Raw genomic sequence first — 21,179 nt, 5'->3', positions numbered from 1 at the left:
GCCGCGTATCGCAAGATACGCGGCGTTTTTTTATGCCTGTGGATGGGCCTGCAAGGCCAGTTGCACCGCACCATCGACGCTCAAGCCGCTGAGCAAAACCTCTGGCGCCTGCGCCTCAGGCAGCATCTGCAATACTTCATGGGCATCATGTCGCACCCGCGCCAGCACCAGTTGCTTGCCCTGTGCGCGTGCCTGGGCAAAAAAAGCGGCCAGCGCTTCGATGCTGGTGCCGTCGAGGTCGTGGGATTCTTCCAGACTCAACACCACCCTCTGCGCAGATGACTGGCGCATCAAGCGCAGGGCAGCGCCGAGGATGCGCTCGGCATTCGCGAAAAACAGCGCTTCGCTCGGCCGTATGATCAATACGCCGGGGATGGTCAGCGCATCGGCATGGTGTAGGCGGTCCACGAAGTCATGACTGTCGCCCAGCCGCCCAAGCACCTGGATATCCGCTGCCGACATCTGGCGCAACATCAACACCACGCTGATCGCGACCGACAATAACAAGCCATCCAGCACACCGAGCACCAGCACGGCCGCCACCGCGCACACCGCCAGCAAACGGTCGCGCCGCCACAGGAAGTAACGCCCCAGGGGCTGCAGGCTCAAACCGCGGCCCAAGGCATAGATCACCACCGCCGCCAACACCGGCTCCGGCGTGAGCGCAACATACGGCAGCACCGTCAACACAATTACCAGGATCACCAGCGCCGCGACAATCCCCGCCCAACGCGAATAGGCGCCAGCCGCCTCGTTCGCCGAGGTCGCCGAATACCCGGCGCCCGTCGGCATGCCGTGGAACAAACCGGACACCAGGTTAGCCGCCCCCAGTGCCAGCAAATCGCGGTTGGACGACACCCGGTCGCCATGTTTAAGGGCGAACGAACTGATCGAGCCGTAGGACTCTGCGTACAAAATCATGACCAGCGCAAACGCCAACTCGCCCAGGCGCAGCCAATCGGCAAACGGCAGCACCGGCAAATGCCCCAGCTCCAGGCGCAGGTCAATCAGACCGATCAGCGCCACTCCCTGGGCCTGCAGGTTCAGGCTCTGGCCGGCAACAATGCCCAGCACTATCACCACCAGCCCACCGGGCAGGCGCGGAACGCGGGCGCATAACCACAACACCAGCAATGCCACCGCAGCCACCATCGCGGCGGGCCAGTTCCAGTGCGGCAGTTGCTCCAGTAACTGCGGCAGGAAGCGGATCAGGTTGTTATCGGTCAGGTGGACACCCACCACACCGGCCAGTTGCTTGAGGATGATGGTCAGCGCCAGGCCGAAGGCAAACCCGCGCAACACCGGCTTGGCGATAAAAGAGGTGACACCACCGAGCTTGAACAACCCGGCCAAGAGAAAAAACACGCCAATGATCAACACCAGCCCGAACGCCAGGGACAGCCTCAGCGCCGGGTCATCACCCGCCAGGCTGGCCGTTGCCGCCGCCAACACCGCCGCCGACGACGAGGTCGCTGAGACAATCGCGAAGCGGCTGGTGCCGAACAGGCCGTAGCACACCAGCCCGGCAAACAAGGCAATCACACCGGCCTGGGGCGGCAGCGCGGCAATGCTGGAATAGGCCACCGCCTCCGGCAGCAGTAAACCGGCAATCGATAAGCCGGCGAGTATGTCCTGGGTACGCTTCGACGCAGCGACAACGGGCGCATCGGTTTCAGTGTTCAATCGGCCCCACCCATCCTGGATAAAAAAGTGCTCCAGCTTAGCGCCCATTGCCGCGCGGCGGTTGCGCCGTGTCAGGTTTTGCGAGCGAAAAAAAGGGCCGATTCGCCATGTCTGCGAATCAGCCCTGGTCGGTGCAGCGCGCTGTCAGGACATCAGCGAGTAAATCAACGCGGTAATCGCCACCAGGCCGACCGCCGTGACAAACACATTGGACGCCTGCCCACGGTACTTGGCCATCGCCGGCACCTTGCGGATCGCGTACATCGGCATCAGGAACAGGATCGATGCAATGATCGGCCCCCCCAATGTCTCGATCATGCGAAGGATGCTCGGGTTAAGCGTGGCGACGATCCAGCACACCACCAGCATGAAGGCGGCGGTCATGCGGTCCAGGCTCTTCGGTGCAGGACGGCGGCCGGTTTTAGCGACCAGGCCCTTGAGGCCTTCGCTGGCGCCGATGTAGTGGCCCAGGAACGACTTCGCAATCGCCACGAACGCAATCAACGGCGCGGCGAAGGCAATGGTCGGGTTGTCGAAGTGGTTGGCCAGGTACGACAGGATCGACAGGTTCTGCGCTTTCGCTTCGGCCAGTTGTGCCGGCGACAGGGTCAGCACGCAACTGAACACGAAGAACAGCACCATCACCACCATCAACAGGTGCGCGCGCGACAGGATCTGCGAGCTGCGCTCATCGGCGTTCGCGCCGTACTGACGTTTCTGGTCCACAGCAAAGGCCGAGATGATCGGCGAATGGTTGAACGAGAACACCATCACCGGAATCGCCAGCCACAAGGTGCTGAGCAACGCCGAAGGCGACGGGACCACGCTGGCGGTGCTGAGGATGCCACCATTCCAGTGCGGGATCAGGTACACCGCCAGAAACAGCAAGGCGACGATGAACGGATACACCATCACGCTCATGGCCTTGACGATCGCCTGCTCACCGCAGCGCACCACGGCCAGCAGGCCGAGGATCAGCACAAACGCCAGGATCGCCCGTGGTGGCGGCATGATGTGCAACTGGTGCTCCATGAAGCTGCCGACGGTGTTGGTCAGCGCCACGCTGTAGATCAGCAGGATCGGGAAGATCGCCAAGAAGTACAGCAAGGTGATCAGCGCGCCTGCCTTGACGCCGAAGTGCTCTTCGACCACGTCGGTGATGTCGGAGCCTTCACGACCGGACAGCACAAAACGCGTCAGGCCACGGTGGGCAAAAAACGTCATCGGGAAGGCGAGCAGCGCCAGGATCACCAGCGGCCAGAAGCCGCCGAGGCCGGCGTTGATAGGTAGAAACAAAGTGCCGGCACCAATCGCCGTGCCGAATAGGCCAAGCATCCAGGTGGTGTCCTGACGGCTCCAGCGTGTAAGGATTACAGGTGTCGTGACATAACGTTCGTCGACGCTATTGGCCTGATCATTCATCCGATCGGATCTCCGCATTTCCACAGCAGGGACGAGTCAGAAAAACCTGACAGGCAGCGTCCCAACCATAACAGGGGCGCGATTGTCCGGGATTCTTTTGAATAAGCAAAGGCTTAGCTGAGGAACGGTTAAGCGGTGCAGAGGCTCAAGAGCGAGGTTTTCGGCTATTTTTGCGCGCTCAACGTGGAGAGCATCAGCGGCAGTGGCGTATCAGATGAATCCGTTATGAGTGCCCGAAACATCGTTATGCCTTGTAAGAGAATACCTGCGACTGTTGACTGTCAAACGCATGCCCAGCATGATCGGCCCATGAACCTATTTCAGCTACGCCTCACCCGCACCACCACAACGACCGCTTCCGGCGGGTCGTGCGGTTGCCGTGGGGACTTGAACTAGACACCTCACAGATTCAACCCAAGGCCCCGCCAGCAATGGACGGGGCCTTTTTATTGCGCCTCCATCTGGCACACGCAAGGAGCAACACCATGGCTGACGCCCTGTTGATCATCGATATGCAAAGCGGTTTGTACGATGGCCCGGACCAACCCTTCGAACGCGAACGCGTGCTGGCGACCATTAACCAACTGATCCGTCGCGCCCGCACCGCCGGCGCACCGATCTTCGTCGCCCGCCACACTGGCCCGGCGGGTTCACCGATTGCAGCGGGCAGCCCGTATTGGCAGGTGTGGCACGCACTGGATGTCGATGAGGCTCGTGACCGGTTCTTCAATAAAACCCGTCCCAGTTGTTTCCTCGGCACCGATCTGGCGCAGCGACTGCGCGCAACACAGGTCAATGAACTGGTGATTGTTGGGATGAAAACCCAGTTCTGTATCGATACCACTTGCCGCGTAGCCGCAGAACTGGGGTTCTCGGTGATCCTGCCAGAAGATGGCCATACCTGCATGGACACCGCAACGCTGTCGGCGGCGGCGATCATCGAACATCACAACGCCACATTGGCCGGAGCGTTTGCGCAACGCGTGAGAGCCGCTGAGGTGAGCTTCTGACAACGTAGAGACCGTGAGAGCGAGCTTGCTGTGGCGAGGGCACACGCTCGGTGTCACCATGATTTTTCTGCTCCAACAAAACGATTTTGCCTACAAATCCCGCATACTCTTGCTCTCAAACCCTTCAGGAAGAGCCTTCCGATGACAACCACTGTTCTGGTTCTGGTTGAAACCATCAACGAATACCTGCCCATCATCGAAAGCAATGACTTTCATGTGATCCTGGCGCCGACGCCCGCCGAGCGTGCCCACGCCATCAAGACCCATGGCGGGCAGATCCAGGCTGTGCTGACCCGTGGTCCGCTGGGCCTGTATGCCGAAGAAATCGCCGCGCTGCCGCTGCTGGAGATCATCTGCGTGATCGGCGCCGGCTATGAACATGTCGACCTGCAGGCGGCGAGCAATCGCGCGATTGTGGTGACCAACGGTGCCGGGGTGAACGCGCCGTCGGTGGCGGACCACGCCATGGCCTTGTTGCTGTCATTGGTGCGCGGCATTCCACAAACGGACGCGGCAGTGCGCGACGGCGAGTGGCCCAAGGTGATGCGCCCTTCCCTGGGCGGCAAGCAACTGGGGATTCTCGGGCTCGGCGCGGTGGGCCTGGAGATCGCCAAGCGCGCCGCCTTAGGGTTCGGCATGCAAGTGAGCTACCACAACCGCCAGCCGCGCGATGACGTGGACTACACCTATTGCTCAACCGCCGTGGAGCTGGCACACACCTCGGACTTCCTGATCCTGGCCACGCCCGGCGGCCCGGGCACGCGCCACTTGATCGATCGGCACGCCCTGGATGCGTTGGGGCCGAACGGCTACCTAGTGAATATCGGCCGTGGCAGCGTGGTGGTGACCGCCGACCTGATCGACGCCCTGGAGCAACGCCGTATCGGCGGCGCGGCACTGGATGTGTTCGACGACGAGCCCAAGGTGCCCGAGGCCCTCAAGCGCCTGAGCAATACTGTGCTGACCTCCCATGTGGCCGGGCTGTCACCGGAAGCCGCCCACGATACGGTGCAACGGGTGGCCGATAACCTGCTGGAGTACTTCGCCGGCCGTCCGGTACTGACGCCGGTCGCCTTGCCCCCGCCCGAAAAATGACCGATCAGGCACGCTGATCATCATCCAACACGCGAACCTATTAAGCCGCCCCAACCTTGTGGCCGGGCGGCTGTGCGCATTAGATTAGCCAATAGTCCGAGGCCTTTAGAATAAGCAGAAGGGATAAGCATGGCGCTGAACGACCAATCGACCCAGATCCGCCCAGGCGAAGAACTTGATGCCAGCCTGATCGATCCCTATCTCAAGGCCCACATTCCGGGCCTGAGCGGCGCGGTCAAGATCAGCCAGTTCCCCGGCGGCGCGTCCAACCTGACCTACCTGCTCGAATACCCGGGCCAGGAATTCGTGCTGCGCCGCCCGCCGTTCGGGCACAAGGCCAAGTCCGCCCACGACATGGGCCGTGAATTCCGCATTCTCAATCAACTTAAAGACGGTTTTCCCTACTGCCCCAAGGCCTATGTGCATTGCACCGACGAATCGGTGATCGGCGCCGAATTTTATGTGATGGAGCGCGTCAACGGCATCATCCTGCGCTCCGACCTGCCGTCGGAACTGGGCCTGGACGCGAGCAAGACCGAAGCGCTGTGCAAAAGTTTTATCGACAAGTTCGTCGAGCTGCACCAGGTGGACTACAGCGTCTGCGGCCTGGCTGACCTGGGCAAGCCCGAGGGTTATGTGGAGCGTCAGATCCGTGGCTGGAGCGACCGCTACGAAAAAGCCCTGACCCCCGACGCGCCCCGCTGGGAGGCCGTGCGCGCCTGGCTCAACGACAAGATGCCGGCCGACCACCCTACCTCGAGCATCGTGCATAACGACTACCGCTTCGACAACGTGATCCTCGACCCGCACAACCCGATGCAGATCATCGGCGTGCTGGATTGGGAGCTGACCACCCTCGGCGACCCGCTGATGGACCTGGGCAACACCCTCGCCTACTGGATCGAAGCCGCCGACCCGGCGCCCGTGCAACTGATGCGCCGCCAGCCGAGCAACGCACCCGGCATGCTCACGCGCCGCCAGTTCGTCGACTACTACGCCGAGCGCTCGGGCCTTGAGATCGACAATTTCGACTTCTACTACACCTACGGCCTGTTCCGCCTGGCCGGCATCGTGCAGCAGATCTACTACCGTTTTTTCCATGGACAGACCCAGGACAAACGCTTTGCGCAGTTCATTCAGATGAACAAGCTGCTGGAGCAGATGAGCCTGAATGTCATCGGCAAATCCGCCCTCTGATCGACCGAGCCAAGACCCACAAGGAACCCCCATGTCCAAGACCAACCTGTTCGACCTCGACGGCAAGATCGCTTTTGTCTCCGGCGCCAGCCGTGGCATTGGTGAGGCCATCGCCAAGTTGCTGGCCCAGCAAGGCGCCCACGTGATCGTCTCCAGCCGCAAGCTGGAAGGCTGCCAGCACGTGGCGGATGCGATCATCGCCGACGGCGGCAAGGCCACTGCGGTTGCCTGCCATATCGGTGAAATGGAGCAGATCACCCAGGTCTTCGCCGGCATCCGCGAACAGTTTGGGCGCCTGGACATCCTGGTCAACAATGCCGCGACCAACCCGCAATTCTGCAACGTACTGGACACCGACCTGGGCGCCTTCCAGAAAACCGTGGATGTGAATATTCGCGGCTACTTCTTCATGTCGGTGGAAGCCGGCAAGCTGATGCGCGAAAACGGCGGCGGCAGCATCATCAACGTGGCCTCTATCAACGGGATCTCCCCGGGCGTGTTCCAAGGCATTTATTCGATAACCAAGGCCGCCGTGATCAACATGACCAAGGTGTTCGCCAAGGAATGCGCCGACTTCGGCATCCGTTGCAACGCCCTGCTGCCGGGCCTGACCGACACCAAGTTCGCCTCGGCGCTGGTGAAGAACGACGCGATCCTGAAAATGGCCCTGGCGCAGATTCCGCTCAAGCGCGTGGCGGACCCAAGCGAGATGGCCGGCGCGGTGCTGTACCTGGCCAGCGATGCCTCCAGCTACACCACCGGTGTGTCGCTGAACGTGGACGGTGGCTTCCTGTCCTAACCACATAAGCAGCACAATCCCCAGGTGGGAGCAGGCCCGCTCCCACTTTTTTTATCGCGTTGTCCTACCGCCCCTTTGGAGCAAGCGTCACCTGCGAGTAGTCTTGGAGCGACTCAGCCCCTCAGGACAAACATGGAACTGCACGTGATCATCAACGGCCGCAAGGACCTGGCCGAACAGCTTTACCAGCAACTGCGCGAAGCCATTGACTCCGGCCGCCTGGCCACCGGGGCCCAGTTGCCACCCAGCCGCCTGCTGGCCAAGCAACTGGGCGTGTCACGCAAGACCGTGTCCGACACCTACGCCACCCTGACCTACGAAGGCCTGCTGGTGGGCAAGACCGGCCGTGGCACGTTCGTCAGCCGCCGCGCGCCACCGAGCGAACGCCTGCAAACCGCCACCGACCTGGCCTGCGCCAGCAACCTGGCGAAGTGGCAGGCACTGCCCTCGGCCATGCGCCACCCAACACACGGCAGCCCCCTGCGCTACGAATTTATCGGCGGCGCCACCAGCCGCCAGCAATTCCCCCAGGATGAATGGCGGCGCTGCACCCAGGACGCCCTGCGGCGTATTGCCCAGAACAGTGGCTTCTACAGCCAGCCCGAAGGCCTGCCGGCGTTACGCAGCGCCATCGCCGGGCATATTGCGTTCTCCCGAGGGGTCAAATGCAGCGCCGACGACATTGTGGTCACCAACGGCGCACAGCAGGCACTCGACCTGATCGCCCGCGTGGTGCTGGAGCCGGGTAGCATCGTCGCCATGGAAGACCCCGGCTACAGTCCGGCGCGCCAGTTGTTCATGGCGATGGGGGCAAACGTTATCGGGGTGCCCATCGACGATCAGGGCATTCAGGTCGACCAGGTCCCCGACGGCGCGCGGCTAATTTATGTGACGCCGTCCCACCAGTTTCCCCTCGGCATGCCCATGAGCCTGGCGCGCCGCGAAGCCCTGCTGGCCCGCACGTTCGAGCTGGGGGCGATCGTTATCGAAGACGACTACGACAGCGAATTCCGTTACGAAGGCCGCCCCACCGACTCCCTGCAAAGCATGGACACACGTGGCGTGGTCGCCTACGTCGGCACCTTCTCCAAAACCCTACTGCCGGAGTTGCGCCTGGGCTATGCGGTTCTGCCGCCGGCGATTTATGGCGCGGTGCTCAAGGCCAAGCAATTGACCGATCAACACAGCTCCACCCTGCCGCAATGGGCGCTGGCCAAATTCATCAGCGAAGGCTACCTGCTCAAGCACATTCGCCGCTGCCACAGCGTGTATGCCGGGCGCCGCGAGCGCATTCTGCAACGCCTGGCGGGTGACCTGTCGCCGTGGTTCGACGCGGTGCCCACCGTGGCCGGCTTTCATATGGCAGCGCTGTGCAAGGTGGCGGTGGACATCCCGCGGCTGCTGGAACTGGCACGCCAGATGGAAGTGGGCCTGTATCCACTCGATGTGTTCTTTCACGATACGCCGGTACGCCCGGGCCTGATCATCGGCTTCGGCGCCATCGAAACCCTGGACATCGACCCGGCCCTGGACAATGTGCGTGACATTCTCCAACACATTGGCTAACGGGCCTTCCCGCACGATTCAGGGGCGCCTGAACAGGCGGCGTTGGTCTTCGACCCGCTCACGGCAGACACAGCCTTCAAGGTGATCATTGACCATCCCCATCGCCTGCATCAACGCGTACATCGTGGTGGGCCCCACGTAGGTCCACCCGCGTTTCTTCAAGGCCTTGGACAACCGCACCGACGCCGATGACGTCGGATTGGCCTTCCAGTAAGCCAGGTCCACCATCGCCGGGCGCTCTTCAGGCGCCGGTTCGAATGACCAGAGCCATTTCGCCAGCGAACCGCTCTCCTGCACCAACTCGCATGCCCTGCGCGCATTGTTGAGGGTCGAGACGATTTTCGCACGGTTGCGCACAATGCCTGGATCAGCCATGAGCCGCTGGATATCCGCCTCGCCGTACTGCGCCACCCGGTGAAAATCAAAACCGTCGAACGCCCGCCGAAAGTGCTCGCGCTTGCGCAGGATGGTGATCCACGCCATCCCCGCCTGAAAACCCTCCAGGCAAATCTTCTCGTACAACTGAATGTCGTCCGCCACCGGCACACCCCATTCGTGGTCGTGGTAATGCGGATATTCCGGCGCAGCGGTACGCCAACTGCAATGGGTCAGCCCCGCTTCGTTGGTGGTCAGCCCTGGTTTGTCCATCCATCACCTCGCGTGCTCAGGCGCGGATGATAAGCGAAAAAATTTGCCCCCCGCCAACCGCTCAAGCGCCGCCCTCACAGAGCAACTGGTCAGACCGCAACCCGCCAAGCGCGGAATATTTACTTGTGATCGGGAAAAACCCAAGCGTAGACTGGCCACGCACTGGACTTACCGGTAAGACCACAACAATTAAGCCCTGGAACCACCAGGGCACCGCATAGAGATCCCTCCCATGCTCAGATGGTGCTCGCGTTCGATTTTCCTGCAAGTCTTGATAGGTCTGATGCTCGGCATCATCTGCGGCTTGGCCCTCCCCGAATATTCCTCGCAACTCAAACCCTTGGGTGACGGCTTTATCAAGCTGATCAAGATGCTGATTGGCCTGATCGTGTTCTGCGTGGTGGTCAGCGGTATCTCCGGCGCCGGCGACTTGAAAAAGGTCGGGCGCATCGGCTTGAAGTCAGTGATTTACTTTGAAGTGCTGACCACCGTCGCCTTGGTGATCGGCCTGATCATGGCCTTCAGCACCGGTATCGGCACCGGCGCAAATATCCACCTGGAGCAATTGTCCTCCGCCGGCCTGCATGAACTGGCCGACAAGGGCCAGCACATCAAGGGCACCAGCCAGTTCCTGATGGACCTGATCCCCAACTCGGTGATCGGCGCATTTGCCGACAACAACGTGCTGCAAGTGCTGCTGTTCTCGGTACTGTTCGGCAGCGCGCTGAACCTGGTGGGCGAAGCCGCTTCGGGCATCTCGCGGCTGATCAACGAACTGAGCCATGTGATCTTCCGCATCATGGGCATGATCGTGCGCCTGGCGCCGATTGGCGTGTTCGGGGCGATCGCCTTTACCACCAGCACCTACGGCCTGGATTCGCTGCAACACCTGGGCAGTCTGGCGGGTCTGTTCTACCTGACCTGCTTTGTCTTCGTCTCGCTCATTCTTGGCCTGGTCATGCGCCTGTCCGGCCTGCGCATGCTGCCGCTGCTCAAGTACCTGCGCGAAGAGCTACTGATCGTGATGGGCACCGCGTCATCCGATGCGGTCTTGCCACAGATCATGCGTAAACTCGAGCACCTGGGCATTGGCAGCTCTACCGTGGGCCTGGTGATTCCGACGGGGTATTCGTTCAACCTCGACGGTTTCTCGATCTACCTAACCCTGGCCATCGTGTTTATCGCCAACGCCACCGGCACACCGCTGTCGATGACAGACCTGCTGACCATCCTGCTGGTATCGTTGATCACCTCCAAGGGCGCGCATGGCATTCCGGGCTCGGCGCTGGTGATTCTGGCGGCGACACTCACGGCCATCCCGGCGATTCCGGTGGTCGGCCTGGTGTTGGTGCTGGCCGTGGACTGGTTCATGGGCATCGGCCGCGCATTGACCAACCTGATCGGCAACTGCGTCGCCACCATCGCCATTGCGCGCTGGGAAAAAGACATCGACATCCAGCGCGCGAACAAGGTGCTCGACGGTGAGCAGGGGTATGCGTTCCAGGCTAAAAAACCGGTAGTGCCAGCGCATCAGGAGTTCTGATCCATTTGCATGATCGACGCAGATCACCTGTGGGAGGAGGCTTGCCCCGATTGCGGTGGATCAGCCTCATCGCAGGTGACTGATACAGTGCTATCTGGGGCAAGCCCGCTCCCACACTTAATCGTCGCCTTTGTGGCAATTGTATTCGCAACATCAAGGAGCCATCGACGTGATCACCCCCTCAACCGTCGTCAATTCAGTCGTAGAAAAACTCCGTGCCGCCCTGGCGCGGGGCCAGTGGCGCCGGGGCGAAATGCTGCCCGGCCAGCGTGAACTGGCCGAACAAATGGGCATCAGCCGCCCGAGCCTGCGTGAAGCCGTGATCGTGCTGGAAACCCTCGGCCTGGTGCGCGCCATGCCCGGCAAGGGCGTAGTGGTGTTGGAAACCAGCATCAGCGAGCCGCAATCGAGCGACGCCGTGGCCGACGCCAGCCTCGAAGACATCCTGCAACTGCGCTACACCCTGGAGCCGTTCATTGTCGGCCTGGTGGCCCAATCCATCAGCAGCAAGGAAGTCGGCCAACTGCGCCTGACGTTGATGGACATGCGCGAAGCCTTGGACGCCGGCGACGCCGAAGCGGGCATGAACGCCTACATCGGTTTCCACGAAGAACTGTTCGCCCTCACCTCCAACCCGATCTTCCAGAACGTAGTGCAGCAAACCAGCAACGCCCTCAAGCAAAGCGCCCAGGTGCTGCGCAATTCTCCCGAACACCTCGCGGAGCGCCTGCAGGAAAACGACGCCGTGGTGCGCGCCATCCGCAACAAAAACAGCGCGCTGGCAAGTGCCGAGATGCGCCGACACATCCTCCAGGAAGGCCTGCGCATGGGCATTCGCTTGAACATCCCGGACGACCACCTGGGTAGCTGATTTTTTGGAGACCGGCCATGACCGCCCACGCCCTGCAACGCGATCCCATCCTCCCTGCCCTGCGCCTGGTGGCGGGTAAAAAGCCCTCGGTGGATGACATCTACCCTCGGCTGTTCGACGCCATCCTCGAACAACGCATCGGCCCCTCCAGCCGGTTTACCGAAGACGGCCTGGGCGAAATCTTTGGCGTGAGTCGCAGCGTGATTCGCCGGGTACTGGCCAAGCTATCGCTCCAGCAAGTGGTCATCCTGCGCCCGAACCAGCGTGCCCAAGTGGCTACGCCAGATGCACAGCAAACACGGCAGATTCTGGAAGCGCGACGCCTGACGGAAATGACCGTGGTGCAACTGGCCTGCGCACAGGCCACGCCCGCGCAGATACGCCAACTGCGCGAGCTGATTGCCCGCGAACGCGAGTGCATCCAGGGCGACCAGCGCGGGCCGGCGATTCGCTTGTCGGGGGAGTTTCACCTGCAATTGGCGGCCATTGCCGGCAATGGGCCGCTGGCACAGTTCCTCAATAGCCTGGTGCCATTGACGTCGTTGATCATTGCGCAGTTTCAAGCGAAAGCCTGCACGTACTGCGCGTGGCAGGAGCATGTAGCAATCGTGGAGGCGGTGGAGCAACAGGATGTCAGCGCAGCCGTGTCGTTGATGACCCAGCACCTGGATCAGCTGGAAACCAAACTACTCAAGCACCACTGATCTCCAGTAAACGCACAAACAAAATGTGGGAGGGGGCTTGCCCCCGATAGCAGCGTGTCAGTCAACAACTACATGACTGATACACCGCTATCGGGGGCAAGCCCCCTCCCACCGTTGCTTTACCGCTGAATCAAGCCGGCTGCAGCACCGACTGACCACTCAACGCCAAGTCGAGCAACTCACGGTTGGCCACCGCATACATGGCGTAGTCCGTGCCAACCGCCGCACGGATTTCCACCATCATTGCGCGCCAACGATCGGCCATGTCCTGGTGCTGCTCAAGCCACAGGGCCACGCGGGCTTCCATGTCTTGTGGCGCGTCGGCCATTTGCAGTACGGAAATGGTGATCGCCCGTTGCTGCCAGTCCACGTCGTCGCGGAAGGCTTCGCGGGCCGCAGCCTGCCAGTTGTTGGCCACCGGCAGATCGCTGATCTGCTGCAGGTACCACGGCAAGTCCAGGGCGCTGCCGACGGCGAAGTAGGCCTTGGCCACTTCGGCGGCGTCATGCCCGGTCACGTCGGCGGCTTCGATGATCGGCAGCAAGGTATACAGGTGGGTAGTGCCTGCAACCATGCGTGCCAACAGCTCGGGTACGCCGGCTTCGGTGTAGGCCTGATAGCGGTTCTGCCAACCCTCGCGGGTCGGGCCTTCCAGCAGTTCGTCGAGCTTGAGGCCCAACGCCGCCAGGTGCGGACCGAAGTGTGCGGTGTCACGCCCGGCGTCCTGCTCGTTGCGACGGCTGCGCAGGAACCAGCGCGTAGCGCGACGGCCCAGGCGCATCAGCTCGTCCATCAACTCCAGTTGCACGTCGGCAGAAACCTGGTGGTCCAGGGCTTCGATCTGACGGAACCAGTGCGGGAGGTGGAAGATGTCACGCACGATCACATAAGCGCCGGCCACGTTCGCCGGGCTCATGCCGGTCGACTCTTTGAGTCGTTGAACGAAGGTGATGCCCATGTGGTTGACCAGATCGTTGGCGATCTGGGTGCTGACGATCTCGCGCTTCAGACGGTGGCGACGCATCGCCTCGCCGAACTTGGCGACCAGGCTCGGTGGGAACGCGGTCTCCATGTCACGGGTCAGGTACTCGTCATCCGGCACCTGCGACTTGAGCAGGGCTTCCTTGAGGTCGATCTTGCTGTAGGAGATCAACACCGACAGCTCCGGACGGGTCAGCCCCTTGCCGGTGGCGGCGCGCTCGACGAGCTGTTCCTCGGTCGGCAGGTACTCGATGGCACGGTCCAGCTTGCCACGGCTTTCCAGGTCGCTCATCAGGCGCTTGTACTCGGCGGCACGCTCGTAGGCACGGCGGGCGGCCAGGGACAGGGCCTGGGTTTGCTTGTAGTTGTTGCCCAACACCAGGCTGCCGACTTCGTCGGTCATGCTCGCCAGCAACTGGTTGCGTTGCTTGTCGGTCATGTCGCCGGCCTGCACCACTTCGTTGAGCAGGATCTTGATGTTCACTTCGTGGTCGGAACAGTCCACGCCACCGGCGTTGTCGATGAAATCGGTGTTCGAACCGCCGCCATTGAGGCCGAATTCCACACGCCCCAGTTGGGTCATGCCGAGGTTACCGCCCTCGCCCACCACCTTGCAGCGCAGCTCGTTGCCGTTGACGCGCAGCGCGTCGTTGGCCTTGTCGCCCACATCGGCATGGCTTTCGGTGCTGGCCTTGACATAAGTCCCGATCCCGCCGTTCCACAACAGGTCCACCGGCGCCTTGAGCAAGGCGTTCAGCAGTTCGGTCGGGGTCAGCTTGTCGGCCTTGATGTCGAAGCGTTCTTTCATCTGCGCCGAGATGGCAATGCTCTTCGCGCTGCGCGAGAAGATGCCGCCGCCTTCGGACATGATGCTGGTGTCGTAGTCGGTCCACGCCGAACGCGGCAGCTCGAACATGCGCTGACGCTCGACGAAGCTGGTCGCCGGGTTCGGGTTCGGGTCGATGAAGATATGCAGGTGGTTGAAGGCCGCGACCAGTTGCAGCTTGTCGGACATCAACAGGCCGTTACCGAACACGTCACCGGCCATATCGCCGACGCCAACCACCGTGATGCTGTCTTCCTGCACGTTGATGCCGCGCTCACGGAAGTGACGCTGCACGCCGACCCACGCGCCCTTGGCGGTGATGCCCATTTTCTTGTGGTCGTAACCGGCCGAACCACCGGAAGCGAACGCGTCGCCCAGCCAGAAGCCGTAGTCGATGGCGATGCCGTTGGCGATATCGGAGAACGTCGCGGTGCCTTTGTCGGCTGCGACGACCAGGTACGGGTCATCACCGTCATGCCGCACGACGTTGACCGGCGGCACCAGGGCGCCGTCCTTGAGGTTGTCGGTGATGTCCAACAGGCCGGAAATGAAGATGCGGTAGCAGGCGATGCCCTCGGCCGCGATCTCGTCGCGGCTGCCGCCCAATGGCAGGCGACGCGGCAGGAAGCCGCCCTTGGCGCCCACCGGCACGATCACCGAGTTCTTCACTTGCTGGGCTTTTACCAGGCCGAGCACTTCGGTGCGGTAGTCTTCTTCACGGTCGGACCAACGCAGGCCCCCACGCGCAACGTTGCCAAAGCGCAGGTGCACGCCTTCGACGCGTGGCGAGTAGACGAAGATTTCAAACTTCGGCACCGGCTTGGGCAGCTCAGGAATGGCCCGCGGGTCGAACTTGAAGCTGAAGTACGACTTGTTCTGGCCGTTGGCGTCGGTCTGGTAGAAGTTGGTGCGCAGCGTGGCCTTGATCAGGTCCAGGTAGCGACGCAGGATGCGGTCTTCGTTGAGCACCTGAACGTCGTCCAGGGCGCTGAGAATCGCTTGTTCCAGGCGTTGCTGCTTGTCTTCCAGGTCGTCGGCGGCGAGCTTGCGTGCCAGGTAGAAGCGCGTCTTGAACAACCGGGTCAACTCGCGGGCGATGTCGGTGTGGTTGTTCAGGGTGCTGGCGATATAACCCAGGTCGAAGCCCAGGCGGATCTGCTTCATGTAACGGGCGTAGGCACGCAGCAGCGCCACGTCGCGCCATGGCAGGCCGGCGGTCAGCACCAGGCGGTTGAACGCATCGTTCTCGGCGTCGCCGTGGACGATATGCACGAACGCGTCCTGCAGGGTGTCGTTGAGCTGCTGGATATCCAGGTTCACGCCTTCGGCGGCGATGAAGGCAAAATCGTGAATCCAGAACTCACGCCCCTTGGCGTGACGCAGACGATACGGGAACTCACCCAGCACGCGCAGGCCGAGGTTTTCCAGGATCGGCAGGACGTCGGACAGCGCCAGCGGGGTGTCGGCATGGTAGAGCTTGCAATGCAGCTCGCGCTGGCCGGACACCTGGCCCAGCGGCTGATAGAAGCTCATCACCAACGGGTTGGCTTCGGTCAGGCTGAGCAAGTGCTGCATGTCGACCACGGCCGAATGCGCGGCAAAACGCTCGCGGTAGCCGGCCGGGAAGCCTTTCGGGAAGTCCGCCAGCACGTTGGTGCCGTGGGCTTCGCCGAAACTTTCGACCACCAGGCTGGAGTAGTCGTCCTGCCAACTGCGACAGGCCTGCACCACTTCTTTTTCCAGTTGCAGCGTGTCAATGTCCAGGCGGTTCTTCGGGTCGACCCGCAGAATCAGTTGCACGCGGGCCAGTACGGACTCGGAAAAGAACGTCCAGAACTCGCAGTCCGAGGCTTTCAGGCGATCCATCAGCACTTGCTGGATCTTCTGGCGCACTTCGGTGGAGTAGATGTCACGCGGCACGTAGGCCAGGCAGTAGCAGAAGCGACCGTAGGGGTCTTTGCGCAGGAACACGCGGATCTTGTTGCGCTCCTGGATCTGCACGATCGACATCACGGTGCTGAACAGCTCATCGACCGGGGTCTGGAACAGGTCATCACGCGGCAATACTTCGACCACCTGCGCCAGTTCCTTGCCCAGGTGAGCCTTGGCCTGGAAGCCCGAACGGCGTTCGATTTCGGCGACCTTGCGGCGGATATAAGGAATCACCCGCACGCTTTCGCCGTACACCGACGAGGTGTACAGGCCCATGAAGCGGCATTCCTTGATGACCTTGCCGTCGGCGTTGATCTCACGGATCGACACGTAGTCCGGATAGGCCGGGCGGTGAACGCGGCTAGGGTGTGCGGCCTTGGCGAACGACAACACGGCCGGCTCGCGCAGGTAGGACACGGCGTAGTCTTCGATGCGCAGGTCGTCGGCGGTGAGGCCGGCGCGCAGCAGCTTGGTCAGACCGAGGAAGGAGCCGGCGTCATATTCGATATGACCGCCGTCGGCCTCGTCACGTACCACGAACTCTTCATAACCGAGGAAGGTGAAGTGGTTGCCCACCAGCCATTCCAGGAAGTTCTTGATCTCGGCTTTTTCTTCGCCGTCGATGCTGAACTGGCTGGCGTCGATACCGGCCAACAGTTCCTGGACCTTGGCTTTCATTGGCTCGAAATCGGCCACGGCCACGCGCACTTCGCCCAGTACCTGCTCCAGCTCTTTGCTCAGCACGCTCAGTTCGGCGACGTTGGCGCAGCGGTCGATTTCCAGGTACATCAGCGATTCTTGCTGGATGCCTTCGCCCTGGGTGCCTTTAGGCAGGATTTCCAGCAACTCGCCCTTCTTGCCACGACGCACGCTGAGCACGGTGGTTTGCAGGGTGTGGATGCTGTAGCCACGGCGGTTCAGCTCGGTACGCACCGAGTCGACCAAAAATGGCAGGTCATGGTGCAGCACTTCGACCGCAGTGTGGGTCGACTGCCAGCCATGACGTTCGTAATCGGGGTTGTAGACCCGCACCTGGGGTTCGGTGTGGTCGAAGCGCTCAAGCAGGCGCCAGGCAGACAGGGTGCAACCGGCCAAGTCGGAAAGGCGACGTTGGGTCAGTTCGTCCAGGGAAATGATGCCGAAAAATTGTTCAGCGAACAGCGCCACTTGTGGCAGTGCCTGTTCACTGATGTGCTGCGCCAGTGCCGCTTGCAGTTGATGCTGGAAGTCGGCCTTGCTGGCTGCGGTGAAGAACGCCATCTGTGGTACTCCGCTTGGGCTTGTTATTGATGGAAGCGTCGCGTGTTATCCCCTTGCGGGGAGACCGTCAGCTCTGTTCGCAGGTAACGATGTAAGCACCATAAACGAATCAGGGTGACAGGTGGGTGAAGCTGGACAAGACGATCAGGTCACATACAACTTCCATTAGACGTACACCTTGCCAGGCGACGGTGTGACGGGCAGGTCTGGCTCCCGACAGAGGGCACATCCGTTGCGCAGCTTAACGAGTGTAGGAAGACAGCTGCTTGCGGCGCTGCGACATATTCGGTCATCGGCTGGCAATGCAGGGTTGCACAAAGAGCAACCACACGCTCCAGACTACAAAAAAACCGGTCACCGGCGCAGGTATCAAGCCAATGATAGCTAACACACTCGAAGCCCGTCGGCACATACCTACAGCACATCAAGCAACAGACCTCGAACATCAGGGAACTTTTCCTGCGCCAACCGCCAATCAAAAAAACACAGGGAGCGTGGCTTACCGACCGTCATCTATTGCAGGCCCGTCATGATTACGCCAACAGCTCCCTCGCCCATCATTTCGCAATCCACCCCGTCACCGGACACCATCAAACCGCCGATTTCGTTCGCCGACAGCGGCGTATATTCTGCCGAGTGGGATAAATATAATCAGCCGGCCGCCAGGCCGCAGCCGAGCAGTGACCAAGAGCGGTTCGAAACGTGGAAGCTGCAAAACGCAAGTTGGATTAGATGTTGATCCAGATAAAACCTACTTGACGACCATCGCTTACGACCACACTTCGTACACGCGCCCCCGCAAGGGATATATCATAAAAAAAATCTCACTCCCCGATGCAGCCATGCGAAACATTCAGGGCGAAGAACTACCGTCAGGCATGCCGCTGTTTAGATATTCAACTTATAAGAACGGCAAGCCCAGTTTTGATATACAAGAAAACTCAAGGCATTCTAAAGACCAGCCCAGTATCAACGGCGTCTTCGATGCGCCTGACGGAGAAAGGATTTCAACGCACTACACAGGTCTTTATACCGAGCCCGACAGTTCGTCCCCCAACGCATACAGCGCTGAAACCAGGTTCCCCTGTCGCCTGACGACTTTATGAAAATGACGTGGGACCACGCCTATAAAAAGCCATACGACACGTACATTGATCACTATTGGGACACGAACCGAAAAGCATATCCGACGCGTATAAAGTTTAATTTCTTACACGCCGCCAGCCAGCAATATCACCATCACTCCCTAAGCAAGGAAGACCTGCGCCTCGCTGAGCGGGCAGCCGCAACGCCACACGGCAAATCATTCGCACAACTCACACCTGCCGATCTCAACAAGCCCTACCAGCCAGACCCTGACCTGGAAATAAAACTCCTCAGTTACAGCGGTGCCCAGTCTTCAGACGTATTCTATGTTCGAGACAAGAAAACCCAGAGAACGCTGCTCTCCATGCCAGGCAACGCCTCTCAAATCATTCCGTCCGACTCACCCAAAGAAATGAATAAGTGGCTCGGCGCACACATTGCCGACCCCAATAATGAACACTCATTTTTAAGTCATTTCCTTATGGACGACGCACCCAGCACCCTGTTTTATGGCGGCATTCAAAAGCGCTTGCAGATCCACCAACACCTGGCAAAAGAACAAGGTGCCGAGGCTTACTACGAACGGCTCCACGCTTGGAAAGAGGGCGGCATGTTCGCCGGAAAGACAGTGGACGACCCCTTCAAGGAAACTCAGAAACGCACCGAGTCTGCCACTCGATCAGACGCGTACTATCAATTCGTGCTCAATACAGACCATACAAAAAACACCGTCATCAAAGCGTTGGGGTATCTGAGTTTGGGCACCACAGTGCTCGCGCCACTAGGGTTCGCATGTCCCCCTGTAGGTTATTTACTGACCGCCGTCTCGTTAGCGGCGGGATTGGGGCGGGTAGGTATCGGAATAGATGACACTGTCAATAACCGGCCGGGCGGACCTGATCGCATACTCGACGGAGCCTGGCGAACCGTGACGCCCATCGCGACAAGTGCACTTGGCAACGCCGCGGCGCCCTTCGCCAACGCGGTTAAAAACTTTTCACTCAAACCATGACGCACGGATTGAATTCATACCGACATAAATATGGCCGCAGTGGCAGAATCCTGCTTTTGCGGCCAATAAACTCATAGGACTGCCATGCAATTGATCACGACCAACCTGATCGTCAACCCATGTGACGACGAAGAAGACAACATGGCCATGCTCTGCTGCCACGGTCAAAGCGGCGAGATGTTCATGCTGACCCGCTACCCCGATGAAGATGAAGTGGAGCTGACCTGGGATTACGAGCCGTCCACCCTGGATGGGCTGAAGGTCACGCTGAGTGACACGACGTTACGGGTAGAGCTGGCAGCGGGTGATGCCGACGCAATGGGTGGCAAGGATCACCTGGAGATCACCCACGCCACAGCCGCATCGGACCTGGCCGAGGTGGAGGAAACCTTGCAAAACATCCTCAAAGGCACTGGCACCTACGTCCGGGCGTGATTACCTCCCACACAAAATTCCTACAGGTTTTGCCAAAAATACTCGTTACGCCGTTAGTCGCCACCCCCCTCGATGCATTAAAGTAAGCCTCCCAAGCCCGGCGTTGCTTCTCGACCACCGGGCTCATCTCTCCAGGAACCGTCATCGATGGAACATCGTGAAGCGCTGCTTGCGCTGCGAACTTTTCTTTCTACGCAGATTCTCGGCCAGGAAAAACTCATCGATCGCCTGTTGATCGCCTTGCTTGCCGACGGCCATATGCTGGTAGAAGGCGCGCCGGGCCTGGCCAAGACCAAGGCCATCAAGGAGTTGGCCGAAGGCATTGAAGCGCAGTTCCATCGTATCCAGTTCACCCCCGACCTGTTGCCCGCCGACATCACCGGTACCGAGATCTATCGCCCCGAAACCGGCAGTTTCGTGTTCCAGCAAGGACCGATCTTTCACAACCTGGTGCTGGCGGACGAAATCAACCGCGCCCCGGCCAAGGTGCAGTCGGCCTTGCTCGAAGCCATGGCCGAGCGCCAGGTCAGTGTGGGCCGCAGTACTTACGAGCTGTCGCCGCTGTTTTTGGTGATGGCCACGCAAAACCCCATCGAGCAGGAAGGCACCTACCCGCTGCCCGAAGCCCAGCTCGACCGTTTCCTGATGCACGTCAAGATCGGTTTCCCGGACGCTGCCGTGGAGCGGCGCATCCTGCAGCAGGCCCGTGGCGAGGCGCTCAATGGCGAAACCAAGCCCGAGCGCCGCGTCAGCCAGCAGGCAATCTTTGCCGCTCGCAAGGAAATCCTCGGGCTGTACATGGCCGATGCGGTGGAGGAATACCTGGTGCAACTGGTCATGGCCACACGCACCCCGGCCAAATTCGACCCGGAAATGGCCGAGTGGATTGCCTACGGCGCCAGCCCACGCGGCTCGATCGCCCTTGACCGCTGCGCCCGTGCCCATGCCTGGCTGGCCGGGCGAGACTTCGTCAGCCCGGAAGATATCCAGGCGGTGCTGTTCGACGTGCTACGCCATCGCATCATTCTATCGTTCGAGGCCGAAGCCGCCGGGATTGACCAGGACCGCGTCGTGCAACGCATTCTCGACGTCGTTGCCGTCGCTTGAAA

The 21,179-nt window shown here is 60.8% G+C and carries 15 protein-coding genes; 11 read left to right on the top strand and 4 right to left on the bottom strand.

The window, feature by feature from the left end; genetic code table 11:
• Positions 1–30: 30 nt before the first annotated feature.
• Positions 31–1,683 (bottom strand): SulP family inorganic anion transporter, encoded by a 1,653-nt coding sequence (locus tag P3S72_RS14440; RefSeq protein WP_276197862.1) that lies wholly within the window; start codon positions 1,681–1,683, stop codon positions 31–33.
• Positions 1,684–1,827: 144 nt separating this feature from the next.
• Positions 1,828–3,105 carry a serine/threonine transporter gene (locus P3S72_RS14435; protein WP_276197861.1) on the bottom strand — a complete coding sequence of 426 codons (1,278 nt, stop codon included), beginning with the start codon at positions 3,103–3,105 and terminating at the stop codon, positions 1,828–1,830.
• A gap of 485 nt (positions 3,106–3,590) precedes the next feature.
• Between P3S72_RS14435 and P3S72_RS14430 the strand changes: the two genes are divergently transcribed.
• The 5 genes from P3S72_RS14430 (at position 3,591) to P3S72_RS14410 (ending at position 8,772) form a co-directional block, all read left to right on the top strand.
• Positions 3,591–4,115: a cysteine hydrolase family protein gene (locus tag P3S72_RS14430; RefSeq protein ID WP_276197859.1), complete on the top strand. Its 525-nt coding sequence runs from the start codon at positions 3,591–3,593 to the stop codon at positions 4,113–4,115.
• 141 nt (positions 4,116–4,256) lie between these two features.
• Positions 4,257–5,210, top strand: coding sequence for a 2-hydroxyacid dehydrogenase (locus P3S72_RS14425; RefSeq protein ID WP_276197858.1), 954 nt, complete (start codon positions 4,257–4,259; stop codon positions 5,208–5,210).
• 129 nt (positions 5,211–5,339) lie between these two features.
• The gene (locus P3S72_RS14420; protein WP_276197857.1) at positions 5,340–6,407 is read left to right on the top strand and encodes a phosphotransferase family protein; all 1,068 of its coding nucleotides are present in this window, start codon (positions 5,340–5,342) and stop codon (positions 6,405–6,407) included.
• Positions 6,408–6,438: 31 nt separating this feature from the next.
• A complete protein-coding gene (locus P3S72_RS14415; RefSeq protein ID WP_276197856.1) occupies positions 6,439–7,206 on the top strand; it encodes an SDR family oxidoreductase in 768 nt (255 codons plus the stop codon).
• Positions 7,207–7,338: 132 nt separating this feature from the next.
• Positions 7,339–8,772, top strand: a complete 1,434-nt coding sequence (locus P3S72_RS14410) for a PLP-dependent aminotransferase family protein (RefSeq protein WP_276197855.1) — start codon at positions 7,339–7,341, stop codon at positions 8,770–8,772.
• An 18-nt stretch (positions 8,773–8,790) separates the two neighbouring features.
• Here P3S72_RS14410 and P3S72_RS14405 read toward each other — a convergent pair whose 3' ends face one another.
• Complete coding sequence (locus tag P3S72_RS14405) at positions 8,791–9,420, bottom strand: DNA-3-methyladenine glycosylase I (protein WP_276197854.1); 630 nt, start codon at positions 9,418–9,420, stop codon at positions 8,791–8,793.
• A 217-nt stretch (positions 9,421–9,637) separates the two neighbouring features.
• On the opposite strand from P3S72_RS14405, the gene P3S72_RS14400 reads away from it, so the two are divergent.
• From P3S72_RS14400 to P3S72_RS14390, 3 genes are all read left to right on the top strand, one after another.
• Positions 9,638–10,963: a C4-dicarboxylate transporter DctA gene (locus P3S72_RS14400; protein WP_276197937.1), complete on the top strand. Its 1,326-nt coding sequence runs from the start codon at positions 9,638–9,640 to the stop codon at positions 10,961–10,963.
• Between the two features lie 169 nt (positions 10,964–11,132).
• Positions 11,133–11,834 (top strand): FCD domain-containing protein, encoded by a 702-nt coding sequence (locus P3S72_RS14395; protein WP_247401638.1) that lies wholly within the window; start codon positions 11,133–11,135, stop codon positions 11,832–11,834.
• A 17-nt stretch (positions 11,835–11,851) separates the two neighbouring features.
• A complete protein-coding gene (locus P3S72_RS14390; protein ID WP_276197852.1) occupies positions 11,852–12,538 on the top strand; it encodes a GntR family transcriptional regulator in 687 nt (228 codons plus the stop codon).
• A 130-nt stretch (positions 12,539–12,668) separates the two neighbouring features.
• On the opposite strand, the gene P3S72_RS14385 is transcribed toward P3S72_RS14390, so the two are convergent.
• Entirely contained in the window at positions 12,669–17,537 is a 4,869-nt protein-coding gene (locus tag P3S72_RS14385; protein ID WP_276197851.1) for an NAD-glutamate dehydrogenase, read from the bottom strand.
• Positions 17,538–18,621: 1,084 nt separating this feature from the next.
• Between P3S72_RS14385 and P3S72_RS14380 the strand changes: the two genes are divergently transcribed.
• The 3 genes from P3S72_RS14380 (at position 18,622) to P3S72_RS14370 (ending at position 21,177) form a co-directional block, all read left to right on the top strand.
• Entirely contained in the window at positions 18,622–19,635 is a 1,014-nt protein-coding gene (locus P3S72_RS14380; RefSeq protein WP_346429967.1) for a DUF6543 domain-containing protein, read from the top strand.
• Positions 19,636–19,719: 84 nt separating this feature from the next.
• Positions 19,720–20,070, top strand: coding sequence for a hypothetical protein (locus P3S72_RS14375; protein WP_276197849.1), 351 nt, complete (start codon positions 19,720–19,722; stop codon positions 20,068–20,070).
• Between the two features lie 147 nt (positions 20,071–20,217).
• The gene (locus P3S72_RS14370; RefSeq protein WP_017739127.1) at positions 20,218–21,177 is read left to right on the top strand and encodes a MoxR family ATPase; all 960 of its coding nucleotides are present in this window, start codon (positions 20,218–20,220) and stop codon (positions 21,175–21,177) included.
• The last annotated feature ends 2 nt before the right edge of the window (positions 21,178–21,179 follow it).

Source organism: Pseudomonas sp. D3 (assembly GCF_029320995.1).
Lineage (GTDB): Bacteria > Pseudomonadota > Gammaproteobacteria > Pseudomonadales > Pseudomonadaceae > Aquipseudomonas > Aquipseudomonas paraveronii.
The sequence above is the reverse complement of the archived record's forward strand: the minus strand, read 5'-3'. Positions and strand labels throughout refer to the sequence as shown.